At 49.1% G+C, this 24,951-nt stretch carries 12 protein-coding genes; 7 read left to right on the top strand and 5 right to left on the bottom strand.

What is annotated here, in order from left to right:
* Window positions 1-677 precede the first annotated feature (677 nt).
* On the bottom strand, window positions 678-848 hold the full coding sequence (locus tag GJR95_RS29105; RefSeq protein ID WP_162389202.1) for a hypothetical protein: 171 nt from the start codon (window positions 846-848) through the stop codon (window positions 678-680).
* Between the two features lie 634 nt (window positions 849-1,482).
* Between GJR95_RS29105 and GJR95_RS29100 the strand changes: the two genes are divergently transcribed.
* The 7 genes from GJR95_RS29100 to GJR95_RS42320 all read left to right on the top strand — a co-directional run bounded on the left by GJR95_RS29100 (window position 1,483) and on the right by GJR95_RS42320 (window position 18,547).
* Complete coding sequence (locus GJR95_RS29100; protein ID WP_162389201.1) at window positions 1,483-4,632, top strand: hypothetical protein; 3,150 nt, start codon at window positions 1,483-1,485, stop codon at window positions 4,630-4,632.
* On the top strand, window positions 4,614-7,166 hold the full coding sequence (locus GJR95_RS29095; protein ID WP_232540893.1) for a hypothetical protein: 2,553 nt from the start codon (window positions 4,614-4,616) through the stop codon (window positions 7,164-7,166). The genes GJR95_RS29100 and GJR95_RS29095 overlap by 19 nt, the downstream gene beginning before the upstream one ends.
* 173 nt (window positions 7,167-7,339) lie before the next feature.
* Window positions 7,340-7,852 (top strand): hypothetical protein, encoded by a 513-nt coding sequence (locus tag GJR95_RS29090; RefSeq protein ID WP_162389199.1) that lies wholly within the window; start codon window positions 7,340-7,342, stop codon window positions 7,850-7,852.
* A 225-nt stretch (window positions 7,853-8,077) separates the two neighbouring features.
* Window positions 8,078-9,982 carry a hypothetical protein gene (locus tag GJR95_RS29085; RefSeq protein ID WP_162389198.1) on the top strand — a complete coding sequence of 635 codons (1,905 nt, stop codon included), beginning with the start codon at window positions 8,078-8,080 and terminating at the stop codon, window positions 9,980-9,982.
* A 104-nt stretch (window positions 9,983-10,086) separates the two neighbouring features.
* Window positions 10,087-12,957, top strand: a complete 2,871-nt coding sequence (locus tag GJR95_RS29080; protein ID WP_162389197.1) for a hypothetical protein — start codon at window positions 10,087-10,089, stop codon at window positions 12,955-12,957.
* Window positions 12,954-13,295 (top strand): hypothetical protein, encoded by a 342-nt coding sequence (locus tag GJR95_RS29075; RefSeq protein ID WP_162389196.1) that lies wholly within the window; start codon window positions 12,954-12,956, stop codon window positions 13,293-13,295. Before GJR95_RS29080 ends, GJR95_RS29075 begins: the two co-directional genes overlap by 4 nt.
* A gap of 41 nt (window positions 13,296-13,336) precedes the next feature.
* The gene (locus GJR95_RS42320; protein ID WP_232540892.1) at window positions 13,337-18,547 is read left to right on the top strand and encodes a putative Ig domain-containing protein; all 5,211 of its coding nucleotides are present in this window, start codon (window positions 13,337-13,339) and stop codon (window positions 18,545-18,547) included.
* 693 nt (window positions 18,548-19,240) lie between these two features.
* Here the strand turns inward: GJR95_RS42320 and sufD are convergent.
* From sufD to GJR95_RS29050, 4 genes are all read right to left on the bottom strand, one after another.
* Window positions 19,241-20,566 (bottom strand): Fe-S cluster assembly protein SufD, encoded by a 1,326-nt coding sequence (gene sufD / locus GJR95_RS29065; protein ID WP_162389195.1) that lies wholly within the window; start codon window positions 20,564-20,566, stop codon window positions 19,241-19,243.
* A gap of 45 nt (window positions 20,567-20,611) precedes the next feature.
* A complete protein-coding gene (gene sufC, locus GJR95_RS29060; protein ID WP_162389194.1) occupies window positions 20,612-21,361 on the bottom strand; it encodes a Fe-S cluster assembly ATPase SufC in 750 nt (249 codons plus the stop codon).
* A gap of 152 nt (window positions 21,362-21,513) precedes the next feature.
* Window positions 21,514-23,166: a tannase/feruloyl esterase family alpha/beta hydrolase gene (locus tag GJR95_RS29055; protein WP_162389193.1), complete on the bottom strand. Its 1,653-nt coding sequence runs from the start codon at window positions 23,164-23,166 to the stop codon at window positions 21,514-21,516.
* A gap of 153 nt (window positions 23,167-23,319) precedes the next feature.
* On the bottom strand, window positions 23,320-24,840 hold the full coding sequence (locus tag GJR95_RS29050; protein ID WP_162389192.1) for a class I adenylate-forming enzyme family protein: 1,521 nt from the start codon (window positions 24,838-24,840) through the stop codon (window positions 23,320-23,322).
* Window positions 24,841-24,951 lie beyond the last annotated feature (111 nt).

The following is a 24,951-nucleotide window of genomic DNA, read 5'->3' as shown; positions in this document are numbered from 1 at the left end:
TCATCCTGCTCAAACGTTTATTCTGGTTTTCGGTTGAGAGAAACAGGTGCTTTTAATTTGTGAAATATTTAATGTATATAAATAATAAAATAATATACTAAATGTGGATCTGGCGATCCCCTTAATGGTATGATTTTTGTAGTATAATTTTATTGATAGGTATATAAACGATGACTAAAAACCATACTTGCTATATATGTTAATAGAATATTTTTTTTATGGATAATATCTAAAATTAACTAAACGGTAGTTGGAGTATATCAAGAAGGTAAAATAGCCCTCATAATCAGCTATGTATGGATATCTGTAAATTTACAATTTTAGTGTATATTATCAATAAGTAGAATTATAATTAAGTGACTAAATTTTGTATTTGGCTTTATTTTTGTTCGATTTATTCCTGTATATGGCACACTTGTATGTAGCCTACATTACACCAATGATGCTACTAAAACGTGTGAGACAATCAGCTATTCAAGAACATTCTGCCATTTCTTTATGAAAAAACCTGTACTTGTATTTCTTGCTTTTTTCGTTAGTCTCTTTTCGCTTGCAAAAGCGATTGATGGCAGTGGACTCAAGTATCGCCCTCCCGTTACGGTCAAATTACCTGTTCGCCCCCCAGTTGGCCGATCCATTTCCAAACCTACACCCCGAAAGATTTATATACCAAAAGGTTACAATTCTGTTTTGATGGGCACCGATAAGCCACGCAGCTTATTGGCAATTGCGACTTTACGTCCAAAGCCACTACCCGTCATAAAACCTTTTGGCCCCGACCCCATCCGGTTTGTTATGCAGACAAACAAGCCTAGTGTGGCCGTTGGAGAAGAGTTTGAGATTTCCATTACCGCTGAGTTGCTTCCAATTCTGCCTAGTCAAATGTTCTTTTTTGAAACACAGAGAGCTTTTAGCATAAAGATCCTTATGCCTGAAGGATTTGAGCAGACAGGAGGAGATTATTTTGATTATGTAGGTACTGAACTTCGCCATACGGGTCCACAAGTAGCTACTTATATCCTACGAGGAAAATTTATTAAACCATCAATTACAGGTACATTTACATTGATACGCGGACCTAAAGACGGTTCATCTAACAGTTATTTCGAAAGAAAACAAAAAATAAAAATAAATATAAACAAAGAAAATCAAAGCACTCGCCAAGGTCTGAACAATGTATTACTTGATTTAAATTGCCCAATTAATATTACTTCATCTTCTTCTCATATATGCTCTAATGAGACTAATTCGGTTACGCTTTATACTTATTTTTGTGATTCAGCCGTGGGTTGGTACGATGAGAACGATACATATTTAGGATCATCAAATCCACTTTACGATGACATGGCTATATTTACGGTTACACGAAGTGGAACCTATTATGCAAAGTGTCATCCACTTGGGTGTGATTATCAAACTACTGTTAAAAGTCAGCTAATAGAGATTAGTGAAGATTGTCCTATTTCTTGTCAGCCTAACTGGATGAATGATGGGGCTGCTTATTGTGGTCAGAACGGGCGTCGTTATCAGCCCCAGCGGGATGCCAATGACTGTTCGCCCACTCACAACCAGACCCGGGAAGAGGATCTGGGCACCTGTGGCTGTGAGGCTGCCAGCTGGGAAAGTACAGGGGCTGCTTATTGTGGTCAGAACGGGCGTCGTTATCAGCCCCAGCGGGATGCCAATGACTGTTCGCCCACTCACAACCAGACCCGGGAGGAGGATCTGGGCTTCACTTGTGACTGTAAAGCTATTCCTGTTACTCCCCTGGTGCGGGTAGCACCCAATTCATTCAGTGCGCTCACCAGTTACACCATCTGCGAAGATTCCTATGTCGCCTTTGGGATGGACCGAAATCCAGCCGGTTATACCCTTCAGTGGACAGGACCTACTAACGCACAGGGGCCAGCCAATGACAACTGGGAAATCAATAGCCTTCTCTCCTCGCAGCAAGGCATTTATACCTACACTGTTACGGACCAAAACACCGGTTGTTCCAACTCGGCTCAGGTGACTATCGCTGTCAATCCGGCCAATTACCTGGGAACTATCGATGAAACCAGTTGTAAGCTGATTTCGGGTTGGCTCGTCGATATGAATTGTCAGGATCGTTCGAATCAGGTTCGTATTCTCATCGATGATCAACTAGTAGCCACCGTTATGGCGGATGGGGTACGGGATGATGTTAGACGGGACATTCTGGGGCGTACGACGGGCTATAACCAGTATGGCTATCGCTGGACGGTGCCGGAGTATCTACGGCAAGGGGTACACAGCGTAGTAGTTACCGACATAAAAGGGAATCCGCTTAATAACGCACAGGGCCGTAGTTATGGCGTAGCTCCTCCAATTACCTATGTGGCCGCCAATGATAGCTCGTATGCGTATCGCTCCTCAGTAAGCGTCTGTGCTGGCAGCTTCGTCGCTCTGGGACGGGATCGCTTTCCTCCCGATTACAGCATGCGTTGGCAAGGGCCCAACGGGCAGCAGGGACCAGCCAATCAGGACTGGTATCTCTATCACATCAGTCCTACCCAGGCTGGTTCGTATACCTATACCTATACCGTTACCGATGCCTATGGCTGTACCAACGCCAGCACCGTCAACATGACAGTCAACCCAGCCAACTACGCCAAAAGTCTGGATGAGTTAAACTGTACCCGAGCAGCCGGCTGGATCGTTAATACAAACTGTTCGGATAAAGCCACCCAGTTGTTGGTCTATATCAATAATACACTGGTCGATAGCCTGGTCACTGACGTGGCTCGCCCCGATGCCCGACAGGCGGTGCTGGGAAACACCAATGGCTTCAACCTCTACGGATTCCAATGGACGATTCCAGAGAACTGGCGTATAGGTGCCTACTCCATGACCGTCAAGGACAATCAGGGCAATATCCTGTTCGGACCCGCTACCTATAGCATCCCTGCTTCACCTACGGTGCATGTCACAGACAGTGGCCTGACCAGTCTGTCCATCTGCCCCAACAGTAGTTTCAGCCTCACAGCCGAAGGGTGTCCTACCCCGATCAACTGGTACACCAAGGATGCAGCAGGTGGGCTGACTTACCTGACTACGGTTACTCCCGGTAGTCCGGCTAGTTTCTCCACAGCCACCACGACCAGTTATGTAGCTCGCTGTCATGGCTATTCGGCTGGCTGCCCCGACAGTGATGACTCTCAGACCATCACCGTCTACATACAGTCCAACATACCAACTGACCCGACTTTCAATGGGAGTTCCACTCCATCCATTTGCCAGGGTACATCAGTGACCTTTGCGAGTTCCTGCCCATCCGGACAGGTCAAATGGGTACGCTATGATACACCCGGCGGGAGTCAAATCGGTTATGCCATTCAGGATGAGCTCCCCCTGGGTGGCGAAAACCCGGCCGGGGAGTACTACATGAGCGTCGAGTGCGTGGGCACCAGTTGTGCTGGTCCAGCCAGAACGTTTACCTTCACGGTTATCCCCAAACCGGTCTTTGGTTTTGCCGCAGCGGGTAGCAGTCCGGCCTCTTACTCGGCCAACACAACAGGGCCTGTTACCAATCAGGTGACAATCTGTTCGGGTGGTATGCTCACGTTTAGCGGCCTGACGCTGTCCCAATCCAATATCGGTCTAATTGAGAAGTCGTTTAGTAGTGGGAACGTGACTCTTGGCGGGGTGTTGCTCCCAGCAGATCGACCACAAAACAGGATTAGTTCTGGCCAGATGGCGCAAGGCTTTAATCAAAACTATGGTCCCTATGCAACCACTGATGCAAATGCGGGCACGATCGAACAGTGGTATACCCCCTACGTGGATGCCAATGACAATGGGCAATATGACGAAGGCGAGTGTCTGGGCGATCGAATTACATTGCAGTATCGGATTCTGCCACTCGCCAAACCGACTTCGGTGTCAGCCAGCCCGGCGTCTATTTCATCACCCCGCAGTGTGACCCTGAATGCCAGCGGTTGTGCCAACAATACCCGATGGGAATGGCCTACTGGCACCTACACCGGAGCCACCCTGGTAACAACCGTCAATCAGACCACCACCTTTGGAGTACGTTGTGTGACTGAAGCGGGCTGCCAAAGCGACACGGTGGCTATAACGGTGAAGCTTCTGAACCTCGCTACTCCGATTATCAGTGCCTCGAAACTAGCCGTTTGTGGTAGCGATACGGTCAAACTGCGGGCAACCGGTTGCGATAACGGGGCAACGGTGCTGTGGTCGAACGGGATGACTGGTTCGCCGATCGTGTTTACTCCCACCGATACAGCTACTTATTATGCTGTCTGCCAGATCGATGGAGCCCAAAGCGAGCATTCGAACACGCTGCTCATCAATGTTCGGCCGGTGCCAACGATAACGGGCGCCCGGAGTTACACGACCGGACAGACGGTATCACTAACTGCTACAGCGGCTGAAGCTTCCAGTTATACCTGGCAAGGGCCGAACGGCTACACCTCGACGGGAGCTGAACTACGCATGCTGGGAGCCAATACCAGTGGTTCCTATACCGTGACGGCCAATTATACCGGTGGTGGCTGTGCACCTTATGCGGACGTGATTGTCACCGTCAATGGGCCAGCCCTGCAAACGGGCGAAGTGAATCAGGCATCGGCTTGCCAGGTTCCGTATTGAGTGTACCCTTCTCAACAACGGGGAGTTTTGGGGGCAGCAATAGCTTCACCATTCAGTTGTCGGATATGGGGGGCAACTTTACCAATCCGGTTATCGTCGGTAGCGGAAGCGTTAGCCCGATTAACATAACGATACCGGCCCATACGATCCCTGGCTCCGGCTACCGGATGCGCGTGGTGAGTAGCGATCCATTGGCCGAAGGAACGGTAAGCCCGACTATTCTAACTGTAACGGTACCTCCTTCCCTCTCGGCCAGCAGCAACAGCCCGGCCGGACAAGCCAGCGTTGGCGATACGCTCCGGCTGACCACGACCGGCCAGAACCTGACGGGGGCTACTTACCAGTGGAGCGGTCCCAGCCTGGAGGGCCCCAATGGGTATACCAGCACAGCTTCGAATCCGATTATTCCCAACAGTACAACGGCTAATAATGGTACGTATACCGTAACGGCCACAACACCGAGTGGTTGTACGGCTTCAGCTCAAACCAGCGTTTCGCTGATTACGGCCTGCCGGATGGTTTACGATGGTGATCCGGTAGCCAATTGCGACTCGACAACTGCCGACAGTACGCACCTGGGTTTAATTGTGGTCAAGCTGTTGAATATACCTGAGGGTAGCGGACTCCACATCACGCTTTACCAGCAAACAACGGCTATTGCCACTGCGAGTAGCGCGCCCGCCAGCTTTACGGGCCTAATCGATGGCAGCTACCGCGTGGAGGCTTATGCGGTAACCGGTACGGACACCTGCCGGGCAGGTAGCCGTACGGTAACGGTAGACTGTGACAACCGTGAATTGAACATCCGAATCAAATCCGTCGATGCTACGCCAACGGAAACGGATCTGATTCCACGAGTAGGTGGTGGTCTGGGCACGCTCAACCTCTCGGTTGAGGAACTCGATGGGCAGGATCTGAGCGGTTATACCTATCTCTGGACCGAGCCTACCAGCACGAGCGTTACCACCAGCACGGCTATCTCCACGACCTTAACCGCTGGGCGAATTGGAGAGTATAAGGTAACGCTGGTGAAAGGCGCGGATACACTGGTGGCCTATACGACACTTCGGGCTAAACCCTGTAAGCAGGTGGCTCATACCTATGATTGTGGCCACCCCGCTACGCCAGTTGGCAATCTGGACGATACAGGTATTAGTAATCTGGCTCCTGGCGACACCATCCGTACGGGCGATTTCGATGTAATTGTAACGGAGATTCTGAGCGGGGGTTCCAGCGGCTGGACGGGTAGAGGTTATACGCAGATTCCCTACTTAGGCGACACCCAGATCGCGGTTGACTTTACGAACGCTACAGTAAACGATTGTTATGAGTATACCGGTGGCGGTACGATACAGTCAGCATTTGATGCGAGTTGGAGGAATGTAGTTAACGTGGATACTGCCCTTAATGCATTCACTAATATAAAAGACTTGTTGGCTGTCTATACTGCTAAGGATAAGGCTAAATTGCAAGAGTATATAAGCAGTCTGAATACAGTCAAGCAGATATACCAGTCCAACGACGGTATTTCAACAGAAATTAAACAGACTCTGATTGAGAACACGAATTTGATTGAACAGAAGCTAATCGAGCTTGCCACTTGTGATTCCTCTTCAAATGTGCCAGGGGGTAGAAAAGCCGCATCCATCTGCACAAGCCCTCAAGAAATTATAGACCTAATGAATCAAGGTCTACCTGCGCCCGTCATTAACAAACAAACCAAAACGATTGAATTTGGACAGTTTCAATGGGAATTAAATCACAATGACATATCCAATCAAATGCATACTCAAGCGAATCGGGTTGAAATAGGACAGTTAATAGATCAGGGAGCAGGAATACGTACTTATTGGAATGAATACCAAAACTATAGTGAAGCCCGTATTCGTGATATCTATGAAAATGGCTTTATTCATGATCGTCTTTTGGGAGTACGTGATGTTCTTTCATCTGATTCAGAGAATAGAATCATTGATAATTTTTACACCGGAAGACAACAAGAAGTTGTTTTTGGCATTGGGGATCCTATTTCTAATAAACTAGTGGAGTATTATAAGGATTCTTTCTCCCATCCTTATATTTCCGAATTTATTAATCGCGTCAGCCCTCGAATAAAAGAAGGGCATTTCGATGAGTTGACAGGAGTATTTGTCTTTGATAATATACAACCTGCTAATGGTATTGGTCGTCCTAATTTTAGTAATATTACAGAAATACCTTTTTATGATTTTTATGGGATAATGGGTGGAACACAAAAAATAAAAGTTGAAATGGAACTCAAAACAATTACTCAAAAAGGAATGAATTTAGTTAATTCACAGTCTTATGAGTACACGTATCAAAAATTGAATGCTACTTTTCATATTATTGATTGGTATGGTGCTGATGAAAATGATATTAACGGGACATCAACGCCCAAGTCTTTGAGTGAAAGCTTAAAAGCATTCTTTATGTTGCAACACTTTTGGGGGGTTGGGCACCCATTCCAAACTAGAATTTCTGCCAAACTGATAAACGAACTGACAATTAAATGAGAATCAAGCAAATTGCGATTTTTACGTTTCTTGTTATAATAATCTGTATCTACTATAACAAGAATCAATCGACTTGCCCGAGTTGTAAAAATGAACGAATGCATGTAGCGAACGTGTGTATGTCCGTTTCTTCCTACCCTGTTGTTTACAGAAAGCTAAATTGCTTTTGTGATATGCCAGCCGATTGGAAAAAACTTAGCTCGATAATTCAACAACTAAACTATTATAAAGACATCTACAACTTGAGATACCCAAAAAACAAATTGGGGACGAAAGATATAGCCTGTAGTGACGATGACGTACAAAGTGACGAGTTTAACGACAAAAATATCTTATTATATATTGAACAGGATACTTTAAGTACTGATTATGATGGAGCTTTAAAAACGCTATTTATTAATAATGGGACTGGTATTAACTATAAGACTGGAATATTAGACGTTGGTAATGATAGAAGACGAGTTATCCATAATCCCAATCGTGTTACTGTTAAATACTTAATGGAGTATGATGAGCTAAACGGTCAGACATTGATATCTTTTCAGCAGGCTATTCATTTTGATTCAGCCTATCAAAAGCAGTTTAAAGTAGTAGAATATCAATTAATTAGAAATGAAAACAACAAACATGAGGCTAGTATTCGCTATGAAAACTCAGGGACTAGATTCTATTTTGATGTTTTCTAAAGACCTGGAAGCGGAAGTAAATCATCTGTGATTCATTGTTTCCATTCTACACAAAATGATGATGACTAAAATAAAGATTGTTGTAGGTGTGCAACTAGGTGAACAGACTTAGACTACAAACGAAATTCTTTAATAGAACCAATCTGTTGTATCGAATAGCGTCATTTTTCTGAATGCTTGTGCAACGCACTAAACAATCTAAAAGGTTTAAAACTCAAAGTACCCATGCGTAACCATTACCCCACCCGCTTAACTTGTACTCTGCTGCTAACCGGCATTCTGACGATATCCGCCCACGGCCAAAAGCCAGGCATGGTCAGAATGATGGTAGCCGTACCTGCCAGCAGTTCGCCGATTAACCTATCCGATTTCAGCCTCCCCCCATATCCGGTAGAGCTGATTAACCTCGGCCTCAATCCTGAGGGAGCCCTGCGCTACCAGACCCTGATGCCCATTGCCGGGCGCATGGCGGCAACTACCGACGAGGCCAAACTAAAAGGATCTTTAGCACCACCCGCGGGCATATATCTCTATACGGGTGCCATTGATACACAAGGTCAGGTCACACCTGTACAGGCTGCGGTCTTCGCCCAGCCTGATACCCGTGTAAAGGTTTCTGACGATACTCCGATTGATTGGGCAGTTTGGGGGACTAAAGCCACCGATGGACCGTTACGATTACCCTATGGGGGCGGCTACGACCTGCTTCCATCAGTAGCCCGGCCTGGTCGACAGGTCAAACAGGTGTCATTGACAACCAGCGGTTCGGGCTTAAATTACGCCAACTATAGTCTTTACCCGACTTATCGGATCATCAATCGCTTTATCGATCCGGTGAGTATCCGGTTGGTGAGCCGACTGGAGGATGTGCCCCTGCAACAGGCAGCCAATCAGGAAAAACTACTACGGTACATTCCCGTCGAAGGTGATACGCCTGAAGATCGCGGTCGGGTTATTGCCGTATCCGCTTCGGCGAACCGGCCAACCCGTTTCGAAGGCGTTGCCACCCGCTTTGTCAAGGGCGACAAAAATGCATCGGCCAGGCAGGTAAGCCTGCTCACCTTCGACGATGCGGGCAACCTGCTGGGTGAGCAGGCGATCAACTTTCCGTATAGCCGGAAACTCGCTATGCGCCTGCCCGTTCACGATCCGGCGGGCAAGGTAGTGGGTACCTTCAGCGTGTTTGCTGATGGGGGCGGCAAAAAAGACGCCCGCGATCCCCAGGAAAATCGGTTTTCGGTTGTCGTCACCGACGAGCAGGGAAGCATCTGGAGTCAGTTTGAGTGGACTAATGGCGAAGGTAGTATCCGGGCCGTCATTCCTGCTTATGCGCTACGACGGGGAGACAACCTGCTGGTTTACAACAACAACGCTCAGAAGCTCCTCAAATCTGTCGAAGAAACATGGTTGTTCGACAAATCGGGTAAAGCTACTTTAGTGGGTAGTATGCCTTATGGCGAGGTGGCTGACCATTCCAGCCTGGTGGTCGACTCGCCCACCAACGTGCTGAGTGGAGCGCAACGGGCCGAGGCATCTAAACCCGGCTGGTTCAATTTTTCGGCGGGGCGCTATCTGGATTCTTTCACCGATGCTACCGGCGATATTTGGGTACTGTTCCAACGGCAGGACGACGCGCCTGGTGGTAGAGCAGTAGTAGCGGAATCCCCGGCTTCTTCACCCACCTCCAAACTGATGGGCTTTGCCAATAAACTCAACCAGATAGCCGGGCAGCCAAGCCGGGCACTAACACCTGTCACGGTAACGAGTGAATCGGGCAAAACCTACACCGATCTGTTTGTGCTGCATTTCGATGCAGACCTAAAGCTCAAGGAGCAAACCGTTGTTGAGCTCCCCTCAACTCCTGAACCTGTTCGATTCCAACGCTCGATTCGCTCAGAGGGATCAGCCGATTATGTACTGAGCAACTCGGCTACAACTTGGCTTCGGCTTCGGAAGGGGCCAACTGATCGGTTGTCGGTAAAGCGACTCAGTCCGTACGAAAGTGTTTCGATAACGATACCTGATCGGGATAATTTTTTACTTGATGCAGCCTCTGGCAAGATTTATGTACTGTGTGGAATACCCAGAAAGCCCGGTCTGGGACAATTGCTGACGTATAATCTCGATTAAGTTGATCCACTAACCGCTTCCTTAAACAACTCCACTTTTCGGCAACTCCATCATCGACCAAACCAGGTCGACAGGGCCGTTACTGTGCTTACTGTATGAACGCTATGGCTACTTCTCTAAGACGCCTGCTCGGAGTTCTTTGTCTCTGGGCTACCCTTCTGCCCGTCACGCGGGCAGCAATTGCCCCTGTTGATGACGGCCTGCCTATGCCCGCCAAACCGGCCTGGGGAGTGGGGCAGAGCACATTGGCTCCGGCTCTGGTGATCACCATGGCGGAAACCAAAGCCCGTTTAGCGGTTCGTACGGCCTACCTGCAAACCGAAGCTCAACAGTATGGAGCCATCGTGGGTGCAGCTGCTCAGGCCGAACGCGACACCGCAGCTGGCCTGTTCAGTTTTCTCGACAGCCGGGGTGGCTTTGTCGATAGCCTGCGGGGTAGCGATCTGACGGTACTGCCAGTTGGCATTCGAAAAACTATAGCGAGTGGTAATGGCACGTTGGATATTGGTATTCTGAAAGTCCGTTTCCTGGCCGACCGGGCCTTACTGACGGTTTATGTCCGGCTGAAAATTCCTTCTCCCGACCCTAACTCCAGCATCAAAGAGCGGGAGTTGTTCTTTGGGGCCGATGATGTGGTCTTTAGCCGGGCTGGCGGGCTGGCAGGGGATTTCAAACTAGTGCTATTAGGTGATTTTATCCAACCCCTGGGGAACATGACCTTACGCTTCAAAGGAGGCTTGAATCGTTATACCGGTGCCACCGATGATCTGACCTATGCCAATGTCAGTTGCCAGGAGTTGACGGGGTTACGTGTATCGGGTGATGTGCTCTTTTCCCGGTCGATGCTGATTCCCATCAATCCCCAAACCGGTGATGAATTGCCTGGTCAGATCAATGCTTCCTTTAGCATCGATGCCCCCGACTTCAATGATATGCTGGCTAGCCTTAGTTTTAGCCAACCGTTCGCGATTGCCAAATACCCCAAGTTTGGCTTCTCATTAACCGGTGCTTTTTTGGACCTGAGCGATAAACGAAATTGGCCGCAGATCGAGAATAATTTTCCGCCCGGCTATTTCGATAATCCGCAGAACCAGTTAGCGGATGACTCCCCCAGTCATATCAACTGGCGGGGCGTTTATGTCCAGGAGTTCAGCTTAATCCTCCCCAAAGAGTTCAAACCGGCGGACAGTTCAGGGAGACTCGCGATTACGGCGAACAATTTATTGATTGATCGGCAGGGCGTTAGCGGCCAGATTGGAATGCACCGGCCCACCAACCCGTATGCCATGACGGCTTCTGGCTGGGCCATGTCGCTGAGCGATTTTGAGTTAAGTTTTGAGAAGAGCCGCTTGATTGGTGGGGCCTTTGGTGGGTTCCTGAAACTGCCCATTGCCCCTGATTCACCCATCCGTTACGATGGCTACATCGATGATACAGACAGCTATGGCCTACGGCTGGCAAACGTCAGCACGCTCGCCATCTCCATGTGGCGAGCCCAGGCAGATCTGCTCCCTAATTCCAGTGTTGAGCTGAAAGTTGTCAATGGTGAGTTTAAACCCAGGGCCATACTGCACGGAAAATTAGGCGTCTACACCAACCTGAGTGGTGACCAGAAAAGCCAAAGCGATGCCTCCTTTAAGTTCGAAGGCATTAACTTCTCGGGTCTGGTTCTGCAAACCGAACGTCCGTATATTCAGGCTACTTCCTTTGGCTACGAAGGGGATGTCAAACTAGCGGGCTTCCCTGTCACCATCCATGGCATCAACGCCCTGTTTCAGGGCGACTCGGTAGGTCTGGGTATCAACATGGAAATCAACCTGATGGAAGGCTCGTTTGGTGCTCAAACCGCCTTCACGGTTCTTGGCCAGATAGAAACAGGCGCCATTCACCGCTGGTCGTTCAAACGGGTTAAATTATCAGAGGTCTGCGTGGGCGGTACCGCCAGTACCTTTAGCCTCTATGGCTGCGTCGAGATCTTTGAGAATGATGCGATTTATGGGACTGGATTCCGGGGCGGAATCAGCTTTGGCATGGCCAAACCAACCAAAATTCAGATCGATGCCGTAGCCACATTCGGTTCAAAATCCGGTTCAGAAGATTTTCGCTACTGGTATGTAAGTGGTGGAGCTTCTGTACCCAACATCCCGCTAGCGGGTCCCCTTCAGATTAATTATGTCTACGCCGGGGCTTATCATCGCATGCGTCCCTCATCGCATACACGCCAATTGACCGTGAGGAGTTTCAAAGGATTATCAATCCCCATCGTTCTCCCTACCTACGAACCCGACAATACGATGGGATTTGGCTTCAAAGGCGGGATTGGCGTAGTGGCTGTCTCCAACGATTTATTTGAAGGCTCGGCAGGATTTGAAATGTTGTTCAATCGGAATGGTGGCTTAAACAGCGTCGGGCTATATGGCGACTGCGCCTTAACAGCAGGGCGAACGGATAAAACCGACAATGCCAGTTTCTTTGCTACCAAACAGAGCATTCTCTATAGTAAGCCCTATAAAGTAGCAGAGACGTTTGATAATGCGGAACTGGATCGCAAAGCCAGAGAAGAATACATGGCAGCCAGTAATGCCAGCGTAGCTCCCCTCTATGCACGACTGGTTTTACTCTATGATAATCAGAATAGCATTTTCAAGGGTACTTCCGACGCTTATGTCAACATCAAAAATATTGTGTACGGCGGAGGACCCGGCAACCGGTTGGGCCTGATCGATCTGTATTTTGCTCCTGATCAATGGCATATCTATCTGGGTACCATTGCTCAGCCCTTCGATTTAACCATTGATTTTGGTGTCAAGGCATCGACCCGTGCCTACATGATGGCGGGCTATGGTATTCCTGAAATGCCGCTGCCCCCGGCTGAAGTCCGGAATGTAATTGGTCGTGAGCTTCGGCAAACCCGCACGGCTGACGAAAAACGAAGCTTACTCTTGGTCAGGGGTTTGCTTTTGGAGCCAGCATGAACCTGAAGATAGGCGGTTGCGCCTGGGTTGGGTGTCTGGAAGCGCAGGCGCTGGCGGGTTTTGACATCATGTTAAAAGACTATCAGGGGGCTTATTGTGGGCGTAATCCAGTTGGTGTCAATGGGTGGTATGGCCGCGGCCAGATCTATGCCCTGGCCAATGCCGGGTTGAGCGTATTCGGCTTTAAGCTCATCAGTGCTTCAGCGGCTGTTCTGCTGGATGGGGGCATTCCCAATCCCAGCTGGTTTCGGGGTACGCTGGCCGCCCAGGTTAAGTTGCTCTTCGTCAAACCACGAATTTCCTTCAGCATTCAAGCTGGGGATGCCTGCGAAATATAGCTGTACTACTCGATTGACTCGCTGATGCTTTTGGCAGAACTATGATGCTCAAATATATACACACCTTATTGATTGCCTTCGTGCTATGGCCATTAACCGGCTTACAAGCCCAATCAGAAACACAGGCGCAGGCGGTTCAAACATTAGCCCGCGCTCAGGCCAACCAGATTTTACTTCGTTGGGAACCCTCTACTGAACCCTTGTGGACGGCCGGCATCCGACAGGGTTATTATGTGGAACGAAAGGTCGTATTTCGTAATAATGCCGCTGTAACCGAATCCTTTATCCGGTTAACGGCACAACCCGTTGTGCCAGCTAGTACATCCACATGGACCCCGTATCTCCTGCCAGACAGTGCCCAGCATCAGACACTCTACCGGCTGGTTACTGGCCAGGATACGGTAGCTACGGGTGCCGATAGTGCCAATCTGATCAGACCCCCAGGCGAGCCTGACTCGTTCCGACGCTTTTTCTTTGGTTTGCTGGCGGCCAGCCAGAGCTATTCAGCGGCTCGTCTGGCGGCACTGGGCTACATTGACACAACTGTGCAATCGAATGAGCGCTATATATACCGGGTCGTTCTGGTTAGTCCGCCAGCTGGACTGGCCATTGATTATGCAGAAACTGCACCGATTGGCCTCGCGGATTATACACCATTACCGCCACCCATGAAACCCAAGCTGACGTTTGAACGCTATTACGCCAGTTTGAAATGGCTCCATGATTCCCTGCAATCACCGCCCTACATCAGCTACTGGATCGAACGGTCGCTGGATGGAACCCAGTTTACGCGGGCCAATGATCGCCCCTTCGTGCTGCTCGACGACTCCACGAATCTGTACACCTATAAAGACCCAGTACCCAAAGGGCGCAAAACGTACTATTACCGAATTATTGGAAAAACACCCTTTGATGAGCTACAGAGCTCACCCATAGCGATCGGGCAATCGAAGGATACACTAGTCTTTGCGCCCCGCATCAAAACCTTACGCCTACAGCCCAATAACCAGGTCTATATGAGCTGGCAATTCCCCGGCGATACGGCGCTTAGCCTGCCTAGTCAGGCTGGTGCTGATTCACTCCTGAAAAGCTTCTTTATCAGTGTAGCGGCCAAACCTGCGGATAAACCGGTTACCGTTCAATACAATATTGATCCAAAAGATACGCTGGCCTACATAAACAATTATATGGGTAAAGTACCCGGCGGCTCTACGCTTTATTTTACGATTGGGGCCGTTCGGCAGGATGGCGATACGCTCTTGTCGGCATCCATATTTGTTGAACCCCTGGACACCATTGCTCCCGCGAAGCCAGTTGGCTTACAAGGGCGTATTGATACCAATGGGCAGGTCTATTTAAGCTGGCATCCCAATGAAGAGTCTGATTTACTGGGCTATAAAGTATTTAGAAGTCAACGAAAAGGAGAAGAAGCATCAGCTATCTCCGATACAACCCTGTTGACGCATGCTGAGTTTACGGACCATGTTGTGCTCAATAGCCTAAATCCTACGCTTCTCTATCAGGTCAAAGCCCTTGATAAACACTATAATATGTCCGTCATATCCGATCCGATTGAGTTGCTTAAACCCGATATCATTCGGCCAACGGCTCCACTTTTTGTCTCGGATACGTTGCAAAATGGCCAGTTGACCCTGTCCTGGGCCCTTAGTTCTTCTTCTGATGTCGTGCGTCAACTACTACTCAGGCGGGAGACAGCCACAGCTCCCTGGCAATTGCTAGCCACGCTGGCGACTACGCAAGCAAGTTATGCCGATGCCCGTATCCAGCCGTCCAGGAGTTATCAATACCTGTTACTAGCCCAGGATGCAGCCGGAATGAATTCAGACTCGACGAGTATCCGTCGTATTGAAATACCGGCTTCACAAGGTGCAGGCCACCCCCTCTTAACGGCATTCAATGCGCAACCCGATGCGAATCTGCCAGGTATTCGACTGAGCTGGAGCTATACCGGAACGGAGGTTAGTGAATTTCAACTGTATCGGGCGACTGGTACCAAATCATTTGGCTTATGGAAAATGGTCGCTGGATCAGCATCATCAACGGATGACGGAGAAGCAACGACTGGCGGTACTTATCGCTATAAAATTCAGGCCGTTTTTAAAGAGGGTAGTGTTTCCAATTGGCAATCGGCCTCTGTTTCGTTGGGGAGCTCCAGTACCCTGACGCCTGGGCCTTCTCCCTATGTGCAGCGTACGCCGATGGCTCAACAGGCATCAGTAGGTAAACCATTCACCTACACCCTTCTCGATTCAGTCTTTGCCGATCCCGATCAAAGCGGCCTTGTTGTCAGTATTTTACAGCAGGGGCTTCCTGCTGGGTTAGCCGTATCGGGTACGACACTTGCGGGGATTCCCCTTCAGGCCGGTAATTATACCGTTACGTTACAAGGCATAAAACCTACCGGGTATAAAGTGGCGACTTCGTTCCCGCTAACAGTCAGTGAATTACCTGTAGCCGTTAGCGGAATCCCCAATCTGACAGTAACCATTGGGCAGTCCTTCAGTTATACCGTACCCGATTGGGTATTTGCCAGTGTCGAAGGCCAAACTCCTCAACGATCTATTTTACCGATTGGGCTACCCAGCGGAGTAACGGCTAATGGGTTGAGCCTACAGGGGACCGTGAGTAGTCCGGGGCCCTACACGATCACCGCTCAGGCTCAAAACACGCAGGGAGGCACCTCGACCGTTAGCTGGCTGTTGGTCGGTAACCAGCCTCCCCAAGTACAAACACCCGTAAGTTCATTGAGTGTTTTGTGGGGACAAGTCGTTTCCTGGACACTACCAGCCACCACGTTCCAGGATGTGGATGGTCTGCTGGTGGATATCCGGATTCGGGCAACGGGATTACCGGCGGGTTTATCGATACGCCAAAATCAATTAATTGGTGTCCCAACGACTACGGGAACCTACACCTTAACCGCCATCGCAACCGATAACGGTTCAGCGACTACAGAAACAACATTCCAGCTACAAATTGCCCAGGCGGTCAATCAACCACCGATAAGTACGATGGCTCCTCCTCAACCTGAGGGCTTAGTGGGCGACAGTTTAACGTATTCCCTGCCCGAAGGTCTATTTTTTGATCCCGATGGGCGAATTACTACGCTAACGCTGACGGGGCCATTACCAACGGGCGTAACGCGTTCGGGGCTTACGTTGAGAGGTATACCTACCCAAAGTGGCTCCTTTTCCCTGACCGCTACGGCTACCGATGATCGAGGAGGCACGATCAGTAGCCCGGTTATTCTAACGATTAGCGGGTTAACTGCTCCTTCGACTACGATTGTCTTAGCTGGGTCAACGACCGTATGTAGCGGTAGCTCAGGATTATTGTCGGCAACAGACTGCACGGGTATACTGACCTGGAGTAATGGATCTACGGGTGCGAACATACTCGTCACTCCCGTGATCACGACTACGTATAGCGCCACTTGCTCGAGTGCGGGGCAAACAATTGCCGCGGCCAATACGGTTACCATAACGGTGACACCTCAGCCCGCTTCTCCGCTGATTACAAGTACCACGATTTGTAGTGGTGGCTCGGCGACCTTATCAGCCATCAATTGCACTGGTTCGCTGGTTTGGAACACCGGTACTGTTTCTGCCAGCCTGGTCGTAAGTCCAGTGACAACTACTGTTTACAGCGCTACTTGTCAGGCAGGAGCCTGTTCTAGTGAACCAGGGAACGGAACGGTAGTCGTTGATGCTCAGCCTACCGCCAGTATTACCGGAAATCTGACTAGTTGTTCAGGTCAAAGTACCACATTAACGGCAAGCGGTGGCAGTATCTATCGTTGGAACACTGGCGCGACCACAACTGTTATTGAGGCCAGTACTGAGGGGACTTATAGTGTGACAGTTAGCAACGGGACAGGTTGTTCAGCAATAACCAGTTCTAATGTTAGCATGTTTACGCCTACTTCACCTAATATAGCAGCCTCCTCAACAGCTATAACGGTCGGGCAAAGTGTAACCTTAACGGCTAGTGGGTGTAATGGAACGGTTAACTGGTCAACGGGTTCATCGGGTACTCGATTGGTTGTTAGTCCATCCGTTTCGACCACCTATTCAGCAAACTGTCGACTTGATTCCTGTTCCAGTGCATCCTTGCCAGTATTGATTACGGTAAACCATGCCCCAATCGTACAAACTGCTCTTTCGCACCAAACCGTGGTAGCCAGTCAGTCGTATAGTTATACGATTGACCCCACTACATTTAGCGATCCTGATGGGCAGGCGTTGACCATAATGGTGTCGGGACTTCCTCCGGGATTAAGTTTCAATGGGAGTACACGCGTCATCAGTGGTGTTCCGACGACAGCAGGTTCAACCACCATAACCGTGACGGCTACGGATGCAGGGAACCTGTCGGTCAGTACGGCTTTTGTGCTAACGGTGAACCCAGCCTCGTTTGCGATCACAGGTGTAACGCTGGTGAACTGTCAGACCCTTTCCGCAGGACAACGCTCGATTACCTTCTCGCCACAATATGTTGGACTAACCGGGCAACCCGTATCCTTTTCTGTTGTGAATGAAATGGCCCCTACGACCAACTCTGGCCCCTACACGTTAAACCTGTATACCGATAATGCCAGTATTACCTTGCAAGCGGTTCAGAATGGCGTATCCAGTTCCTATGTCTACAATTGGCTGGCAGCCTGTAATGGGACACTAGCGCCTAATCAGGCTCCGACTGTCGCTAATACCATTCCGTCTCAAAGCGGAGCCGTCGGACAATCCTTTAGCTTTGGCATTCCTGATAATATCTTTGCCGATGATGATAACGTGAATAACCTAACCTTATCGGTAAGTGGACTGCCATCTGGGCTCACCTTTACGAGCGGCACAGGCAACATCAGTGGTGTTCCGACGACAGCAGGTTCAACCACCATAACCGTGACGGCTACGGATGCAGGGAACCTGTCAATTAGCACTCCGTTTGTTTTAACGATCAATACAAGCTCGGCCTCGTTTGCGATCACAGGTGTAACGCTGGTGAATTGCCAGACCCTTTCTGTAGGGCAACGATCGATTAGCTTCACGCCACAATATGTTGGCTTGAATGGGCAACCCGTATCCTTTTCTGTTGTGAATGAAATGACCCCTACGACCAACTCTGGCCCCTACACGTTAAACCTGTATACCGATAATGCCAGCATTACTTTACAAGCGGTACAAAGTGGTATCACTAGTAGTTTTGTGTATAACTGGCGGTCAGCATGCCCCTAGACATAAGCTTGTAATCGATTCCTATAGATTTAGGAAGATCAAGTCGTTATAAGCAACTAAACAAATTAGGCTAAACTGTTTTATTATGCAGCCTGGGCCTTAAATGATGTAGGTAACTTGCTAATCATGAATAATTGAGTTTGCGTAAATTACTCAGATGCCATCCCAATCACGAATTCCGATACTGCTGCCTGACCTTCAGTATGGAGGCAAAAAGGCTGTGTAGTCAAATCCATTGTCACCCAGCGGAAGGTCTTTCGGTACATGATCAGCTACTGACTAACAGTTTTTGAAAAGGACTAACTGGTGGGCTTTATATGTCAGAATAGAAAAAGTTAAAGGCCCAATGACCATCACTTACACTATTTATTAGCAAGCTTTACGAAGGTCATTGCTGCCTATTTCTGGGTGTGGGGCGTAAAGGTCGTCTGCAGGTGGTATTGGGCCACTTATTGGCCGCGATTCTGCTACGCAGTTTTTCTCTCCATCGCTTCTTCCATCGAAGCGCCAGACTTGATTGACCTGCTGGCCGGGGAAACAAAAAAATCTGCGGGTCGAATAACTTACTTCGTCATTCAACCCGCAGATTTTTAATACACTATACTGTTTAAGATTTTCGCTTAGAGGTGTGCCAGGGTTTCTAATCTTGCAAATAATAACCGTGGCACACCTCTAAGCGAAAATCTTAATGTTTTATTTCGTTAGCTTTTCGGTTACAACCCGTTCCAGATATTCCCGGATTGGCTGAATTTTGATCTGACTTAATACATCCTGAGAGAACGCATAAAGCAACAAGGTCCGGGCTTCATCTTTTGGAATACCCCGCGACCGCATGTAAAACAACGCTTCATCGTTGAGCTGGCCAGTTGTGGTTCCGTGCGAACATTTCACATCGTCGGCAAAAATTTCCAGCTGTGGTTTCGTGTTCATCGACGCACCCAACGACAGCACTACGTTCTTGCAGGATTGATACGCATTGGTTTTCTGCGCATCCGGACGAACGTAAATCTTACCATTGAACACACCTGTGCTGTTGTCATCCAGAATGCCTTTGTAGAGTTCATTGCTGTAGGAGTTCGGCATTGCATGATCAACAAGCGTATGATTATCTACGTGCTGGCGGCCATTGGGCATGTACAGGCCATACATGAATGCTTCAGCATGTTGACCGTTCAGAACAATATTCAGGTTGTTTCGAACAAAGTTGCCATTGAGCGTTACCGTAGCCGAATAAAAATGACTGTTATCGGCCTGATTTACCTGCGTAGTGCCAATGTGGTAGGCTTGCTGAGTTTCATCCTGCACTTTATAATACTGCATCCGGGCTTCGCGATCCAGTACGATTTCAGTCACTACGTTAACAAAACTGGAACGATCGCCCAGCGTACGGAATGATTCGGCCACCATTACCTCCGCATTTTTCCCTAAAATAATAAGGTTACGCGGCTGAGAAGCCACATTTTGATCACGTGCGTCAGTAATGAACCGCAAAATAATGGGTTGCTCAACCGTCTTGTTGTCAGGAACACGGATCACTACGCCATCGTTGGCCAAGGCCGTATTCAAGGCAGTAAACGCATTATCCTTATAGTCGGCATAACGGGCAAAGTGAGTACCTATCAGACCCGGATCGGCCTTGATCGCTTCGGCAAAGCTCGTAATCTGTACCTGTTCGGATGGGCTGACAATGCGCGAAAGTTTGGACTGATAGCGACCATTGATGAAGTACAGAATATTCCCGTCAAGATTCGGAATTTCGAGCGGAGCCAGATCATCTGCCGTCAGTGTCGTTGTACTATCAAGATCAAAAGCCTCTTTAAACAACCCACTGACATTAGAATATTTCCATTCTTCGTGGCGAATAGTCGGAAACCCCAGCAGATCGAACTGGTTCAAAGCCGCCCGACGAAGCTGATGCAACGGGGTTTTACTTTCCCCGTTCATGCGCTCTTCATTGGTTCGGAAAGCCGCCAGGAGCTGGTTCTTAAAATCGTTATATGATGCGTAAGAAGGATTCATCTTTTTAATTATAAATGATGACCGGGTTGCCGGTCATCATTGAATTTATACGGCTTCGGCTTTAATCCAGTCGTAACCTTTTTCTTCCAGTTCGAGTGCCAGTTCTTTCGGGCCCGATTTAACAATGCGGCCTTTATACAATACGTGCACATAATCTGGAACGATGTAATCCAGTAAGCGTTGGTAGTGCGTTACAACGATCGTTGCCCGTTCCGGCGATCGAAGCTTATTGACACCGTCGGCTACGATACGCAAAGCATCAATATCCAGACCCGAATCGGTTTCGTCCAGAATCGCTAATTTGGGTTCGAGCATAGCCATCTGGAAGATTTCGTTCCGCTTCTTTTCTCCGCCCGAAAAACCCTCGTTCAGCGATCGGCTTAACAGGGACTGATCGATATTGACGAGCTTCATTTTCTCTTTCATCAGTTTCAGAAACTGTACGGCGTCGAGCGGTTCCTGTCCGCGATATTTACGGATCTCATTCATGGCCGTCTTCAGGAAGTTCGTTGTACTGACTCCCGGAATCTCGACCGGATACTGAAACGCCAGGAAAATTCCTTCAGCTGCCCGATCTTCGGGGGCCATCTCAAGAAGGTCTTTACCGTCGAATAATACGCTGCCACCTGTTACTTCATAATCTTCACGACCGGCCAATACGGATGCTAACGTACTCTTGCCTGCGCCGTTTGGACCCATAATCGCATGAACTTCACCGGCATTGACTTCAAGGTCGAGGCCTTTTAATATTTGTTTGTCGCCAATGGAGGCCTGTAAATTGCTGATCGATAACATAATAGAATATAGCGTGACGGCTAAATGAAGCCGCAAAGATAGCAGATGAAACAGTATCTGCTTTGTGGTGATAACAAAATCGGGTGCTTAAAAGTTGAGGGAGGTCAGGTTTATTGTAAACAGCCCATTTTCTTCGCAGAAGGCTAATCGTGTTACTTCAGATATTTCTCCGCTGGCGCTAAAATAGTATGTCGCGGAAAATCAATACCCTGGTAGCTGGCAGGGGCGTTTGGATCGCCACTGATGTATTTAGGAAGCTTGGGATAAGGATAGATCGGGCGTTGAAATCGTATGCCATTTGCCGGAACTCCGCCGGTAAAAGCGGTTGCCGTAAATTTATCCGGAGCGATGCCTTGCTCAACCCACTGGATCAGTGCCGTCAGGACGTCATGGTCGCTGTCCTGGGGAACATTGAGGGCCAGATTTTGCCCGCAATCGTTTAAGCCTGGCCCTCCGCTACAGTGCGCCATTCCCGGTATCAAAAAGAAACGGAAAAAGTCGCCGGTTGGCTTCGTTCCACCCTGTGCCTTAATCACTCGTTCGTAGTAGTTAACTGCGTCCTGAAACGGAACCAATGGATCGGCGGTCCCTGCATACATTAAAATTTTTCCACCCCGCTTTTTCAGTAACTCCAGGTCAGGATTGTTCGCGTTGAGGATTGGTGCCAGTAAGGAATCCATTTTGGCCTGATCCTGATCAAAATCGAACCGGGTATAATCGAAATTAGCCCCAAATGTCCATTTATATTGGTAAAAAAGAGAGGGCGGTGCCTGATTTGGATTCTGTTGGTATTCGATACCCGACGCTATATTCTCGCTCCCGAGAGGTAGCGGTGTGTAAATCCGTTCGCCCGTTCTGGGATTGGTCGGCCCGGCATAGATTTTTTTCAGTGCGGTCAGTTGAGCACTGGTAAGACAAGTGCCATCATCGGTGCCCTCCGGACATTTAGGGAGCGTTTCCGGATCGAACTTGCAGAGCCTGGGGTCGGTCAGAAAATTATCGCCGGGTGCTCCACCATCTTTACCAGCACAGGCTTTGACGACAGCGTTGGTGATTAACGCTATTTTCTCTTTTGGAAGGAATCCACTACCGGGTATCTGGTTGGTTACCTTGTAGTTCCAGACAAAGCCTGTGTGGAGGTGAGTTCGATTGTTGGCAGGAGCACCGGCAAGTATTCCGTTATAATCGTCCGGATACCGCTGCGCTTCCATTAATGCTTGCTGGCCACCCGTCGAGCAGCCCGCGAAGTAAGCATGATGAAACGGTTTTTTATAGTAAGCCTGTGTGATCGCCTTGGCCGTCGTTGTCATCTCGTGCGTGGCCCGGTGACCAAAATCTGTCCATCGTTCGGGGTGGCCAACGGCATCGTTGGCGTTGGGCGAAGTCCCCATATCGGTGTTGGTTGTGGCAAATCCGCGTTTTAACCCATTGGCCAGTGATCCATAGGCAATAGCGCCTGCTCCTCCACCCGTACCTGTACCCAGAAAACGGCCATTCCAGTTGGTTTGTGGCAGCCACACTTCGATCCGAATCATTGATTCCGGAGTAGGTTTTAAGGTGGCGGCAACCCGGCAAAAAGCGGGGAGGTTCGTGAGTGCCTGCGTACTCCCTGGTGGCGTGAACGCTCCCGCATCGACACATTCCGTTGTTGTGATGGTTGCTCCTGGAAACGCTATGTTTGCCAGCTGTTGACAAGGACAATCAACGACCGACCCTTTACTCGTCGAATTATTTTGGCCATTTAGATGGCTAATACAGAGCAGTAAAAAGAGCGCTACGACGAAGAGAGAGGTTTTATAAATCATGTTAGTGACTAGTTTTCAACATAGTACAATCCAGGACTTTGGCTTGGAGCCATGCCACCATTGCCGTGCCACGGTTACTGATGATGGGCAAACAAACCGTGGCACGGCAACGGTGGCATGCAAAGTCCTGACAATCGTTTCGCAATGTCGTCTTTAGCGTTTCCAATACCGTTCCCGCAATTCGTTTTTGAGAATTTTTCCTGCTATGTTCTTCGGTAATTCATCGACCAGCATTACCGCAGCGATCTTCTGATATCGGGCTTCTATGTTTTTATTCGCCCAGTCGGTTAGTTCGGTAACAGAAACTGTTGCCGTCAGCCGGATGGCCGCAACGGGCGTTTCGCCCCAATCGTCGTGCGGGATACCAAAAACAGCAACCTCAGCTACGGCCGGATGACGAATGATAATTTCTTCAATATCTTTCGGGTAAACGTTTACCCCACCCGAAATAATCAGGTCTTTCTTACGACCCGCCAGGAAAAGGTATCCGTCCTGGTCTACATAGCCCAGATCGCCGGTGTAAAGCCAGCCATTCCGAAGCGCATCGTCGGTTAAAGCTGGCTTTTTATAATAACCCGACATCAGAAAAGGTGCCCGACCAATGATTTCGCCTACTTCACCTATTGGGCGTTCATGCCCATCGTCGTCCACAATTTTCATCTCCGAAAACCAGATAGGTCGCCCGACCGAGCCGGTTTTTTCGGCCGAAACGGTTTTATCCAGCACCGTAATGAAACCTTCTGTTAGCCCATATAACTCGTAAAATGTATCCGGAAACCGACGGATCAATACTTCTTTCTGTTCATTCAGCAAAGGTGCCCCCACCGACAGAATGTATTCGATTGTGGGCAATGTATCGATGGTAAATTCTGGATAATGCAGGCACGATGCGATCTGTGTAGGAACTAGTATCGTGTGCGTTACGCCCTCGCTGGCTATAGTCCTGATCACTGACTGGGTTGTAAATTCCCTGAGCAATATGTACGTGCAGCCAATGAACATGGCAGGCATAAACGTGAGCATAGCCCCGTTGAATACGATAGCCCCCGAGTGCATAATGACACTTTCGGGACGAATGCGGAAGGCGTTCGCAAAAAGAGACCCATACATGGAGCGGACGAAGTGGGAATGCATAATGCCCTTGGGCGATCCGGTTGTGCCACTGCTATACATGATATTGTACAGATCATGACCAAGGAGGTCAGGCGAAGGTGGATCGTTAGCCGGAGCGGTTCTCCACAAATCAGCATACGACTGCCAGCCGGTTTGTGCTCCGTCGGTCAGCCAGTAATTTTTAGCGGGAATCGTTAATTCGCTCCGAACTTCGTCGAGAAATGGCGCATGGGCAGTATCGGTCAGGACGATAGATGAATCGGCATCGTTAAGCAGGTTGACCAATCCATTCCCTCGTACCAACGGGCTCATGGGTACGAGCACTGCACCCAGCTTGGATACGGCCCAGAACGCTTCATACAGTTCGCGACTGTTCGGTAATACGGTCGCTACCTTGTCACCTTTACCAATACCTGCCATCAGCAACGCATTAGCCATCCGGTTAACACTCTGGTTCAGGTCGGCAAACGTAAGGCGTACATCGCCAAAGACGAACGCCAGGTGGTTGGGCCGGAACTGAGCGTGCTGTGTCAGCCAATGATTAATGGTAAGCGGATACATGCAAATGTGTTTGACAACTGCTTTAGGATTTTACTCGCACATCAATTTTCTGTGCGCTGCCAATGGCTGCGAAGCGCCCAGAAAATTGATGTGCGACTAGTTTTCCTCGAA

The organism is Spirosoma endbachense (assembly GCF_010233585.1).
GTDB lineage: Bacteria > Bacteroidota > Bacteroidia > Cytophagales > Spirosomataceae > Spirosoma > Spirosoma endbachense.
This window is presented reverse-complemented; position numbering and strand designations above follow the sequence as displayed.